The sequence below is a fragment of the Pseudacidovorax intermedius genome, from assembly GCF_001476815.1.
GTDB lineage: Bacteria > Pseudomonadota > Gammaproteobacteria > Burkholderiales > Burkholderiaceae_C > Xenophilus > Xenophilus intermedius_A.
In genome coordinates, this window is sequence record NZ_LDSL01000232.1 from 1 (window position 1) to 3542 (window position 3542).

Here is a 3542-nt window from a genome sequence, read left to right on the forward strand (position 1 = left end):
GCCGGTGCGGACGTGCGCACGGCGGGCAGCGCCGCGGGCGGCAGCATCGACGTGCAGTCGGGCACCGCCGCGGTCACCATGACGGCCGGCAGCAGCCTCAATGCGAGCGCCGGCACGGTGCGCGTGCAGGCGGGCGCCAATGCGGTGCTGGCGGTGCTGAGCACCACCGGCGCGGCCTCGGTGCTGGCCCAGGGCAGCATCCTGGATGCGGACGCCCTCACGGGCAGTGCGCCGAACCAGGCCAACGATGCGGTGCTGAACATCGGCGCGGGCACGCTGCGGCTGGTGGCGGGCAACGGCATCGGCGATGCGGTGAACCACCTGGAGATCGCGGTGGGCACGCTGGCGGCCTCGGCGGGCGGCAGCATTTACCTGCTGGAGTCCGATGGGCTCGCGGTGGGCGACGTGGCGGCGAGCGTCAACCGGGTGGGCAGCGATGCGTCGACCGCCGTGGTGAGCGATGCGAGCCTGTCGGATGTCGTGACGACGGCCAACGGGAACGTGGTGCTGCGCAGCACGACGGGGGACATCGTGCTGAACGACGGCACGGCCAGTGCGGACGGCATCGCCATCGGTGCCAACGGCACGGGCAACGTGTTGATCCAGGCCATCGCGGGCAACGTGGTGGCCAATGCCGGTGCGGACATCCGCAGCGGCACGGGCAGCCTCAGTGTGCTGGCCGGCGGCAGCGTGACGCTGGCGGCCGGTGCGGATCTGCTCACGAGTGCGGCGGGCAGCATCGACGTGCTGGCGACCACGGGCAGCGTGAGCATGTCCACGACCAGCAACCTCACGACCCAGACGGGCAGCGTGCGGGTGCAGGCAGGGGCGGACATCACGGTGGGGCGCATCACGACGACCACGGGCAATGTGAGCCTGACGGCGGGCGGCAGCCTGATCGACGCGGACGGGCTGGTGGCCGGGGCGGATGACACGGCGGTGAACGTCGTGACGGCGGGCTTGCGGCTGAGTGCGGGCAATGGCGTCGGCAGCGGCACCAACGCCATCGAGACGACCGTGACCACGCTGAGCGCCCGCGCGGGTGCGGGCGGTGTGTTCCTGACCGAAACCGACGGCCTGACCGTGGGCGACGTGGCGGTGGGCATCAACCGGGTGGGCAGCAATGCGCTGACCACGGCCGTCAACGATGCCGCGCAATCGGACATCGCGACGAGTGCCAACGGCAGCATCGTGCTGCGCAGCACCGCGGGCGACCTGGTGCTGAACGATGGCACGGTAGCAGACGGCATCGCCATCAGCGCCAACGGCACGGGCAACGTGCTGGTGCAGGCCATCGCCGGCAACGTGACGGCCAATGCCAATGCGGACATCCGCAGCGGCACCGGTAGCGTGAGCGTGCTGGCCTCGGGCAGCGTGACGCTGGCCGCGGGTGCGGATGTGCTGACCAGCGCCGCCAGCAGCATCGACGTGCTGGCGGCCGCGGGTGCGGTGGCGATGAGCACCACCAGCAACCTCACGACCCAGACGGGCAGCGTGCGCGTGCAGGCGGCCACGGACATCACCGTGGGGCGCATCACGACCACCACGGGCAACACCAGCCTGACGGCGGGTGGACGCGTCGTGGATGCGGATGCCAGTGGCGATACCACGGTCAACGTGGTGACCAACGGCCTGTGGCTGAGTGCGGGCAACGGCATCGGCGCGGGCAACAACGCCATCGAGACGACGGTGACCACGCTGAGCGCCCGTTCGGGTGCGGGCGGCGTGTTCCTGACGGAGACCGATGGCCTGGCAGTCGGGGACGTCGCAGTGAGCGTCAACCGCGTGGGCGGCAATGCGCTGACCACGGCGGTGAGCGATGCCACGCAGTCGGACTTGGTGACGAGCGCCAACGGCAACGTGGTGCTGCGCAGCCTGACGGGCGACGTCGTGCTGAACGATGGCACGGCGGCAGCGGATGGCATCGCCATCAGCGCCAGCGGCACGGGCAATGTGCTGGTGCAGGCACTGGGCGGCAACGTGATCGCCAACGCCGATGCGGACATCCGCAGCGGTACGGGCAGCGTGAGCGTGCTGGCCTCGGGCAGCGTGACGCTGTCGGCCGGCGCGGACGTGCTGACCAGCGCGGCGGGCAGCATCGACGTGATGGCCACGGCGGGCAGCGTGAGCATGTCCACCACGAGCAACCTCACGACGCAGACCGGCAACGTGCGGGTGCAGGCGGGCACCGACATCACCCTGGGCCGCATCACGACCACGACCGGCAATACCAGCCTGACGGCGGGTGGCAGCCTGATCGACGCGGACGGCCTGGTGGCCGGCGCAGACGACACGGCGGTGAACGTCGTGACGAACGGCTTGCGCCTGAACGCCGGCAACGGCGTCGGCTCGGGTGCGAATGCCCTGGAAGTGACCGTGACCACGCTGAGCGCCCGTGCGGGCGCGGGCGGCGTGTTCCTGACGGAGACCGACGGCCTGACCGTCGGCGACGTGGCAGCCAGCATCAACCGCGTGGGCGGCGATGCGCTGACCACGGCGGTGAGCGACGCCGCGCAATCGGACATCGCCACGACGGCCAACGGCAGCATCGTGCTGCGCAGCACGGCTGGCGACATCGTGCTGAACGATGGAGCGGCCAGTGCCGACGGCAACGCCATCGTGGCGAACGGCACCGGCAACGTGCTGGTGCAGACCATCGCTGGCAACGTGCTCGCCAACATGGATGTCCGAAGCGGCACGGGAAGCGTCAGCGTCCTGGCCTCCGGCAGCGTGACGCTCGCCGCGAATGCCGACGTGCTGACCAGCGCGGCGGGCAGCATCGACGTGCTGGCCGCGGCCGGCGCCGTGGTGATGAGCACCACGAGCAACCTCACGACCCAGACGGGCAGCGTGCGCGTGCAAGCGGGCACGGACATCACGGTGGGCCGCATCACGACCACGACCGGCAGCACCAGCCTCACGGCGGGCGGCAGCCTGATCGACGCAGACGCCCTGGTGGCCGGCGCGGACGACACGGCGGTGAACGTCGTGACGAACGGCCTGCGCCTGAGCGCGGGCAACGGCATCGGTGCTGGCAGCAACGCCATCGAAACCACGGTGACCACGCTCAGCGCCCGAACCGGTGCTGGCGGCGTGTTCCTGACCGAAACCGACGGCCTGGCGGTTGGCGATGTGGCGGTGAGCATCAACCGCGTGGGCGGCGATGCGCTGACGACGGCGGTGAGCGATGCGAACCAGTCGGACATCGTGACGAGCGCCAACGGCAACGTGGTTCTGCGCAGCACGACGGGTGACGTCGTGCTGAACGACGGCACCGCAAGCGCCGACGGCAACGCGATCACCGCCAACGGAACCGGCAACGTGCTGGTGCAGGCCATCGGCGGAAACGTGCTCGCCAACGCCAACGCGGACATCCGCAGCGGCACGGGCAGCATCAGCGTCCTGGCCTCCGGCAGCGTGACGCTGTCGGCCGGTGCGGACGTGCTGACCAGCGCCGCCGGCAGCATCGACGTGCTGGCGACGACGGGTGCGGTGGTGATGAGCACCACGAGCAACCTCACGACCCCAACCGACAACGTACA

The 3542-nt window shown here is 70.7% G+C and carries 1 protein-coding gene; it reads left to right on the forward strand.

Annotation, left to right across the window (positions count from 1 at the left end; all coding sequences use genetic code 11):
- The coding region (locus tag NS331_RS26930; protein ID WP_193758207.1) for a beta strand repeat-containing protein at window positions 1-3542 on the forward strand (3542 nt) is incomplete at both ends.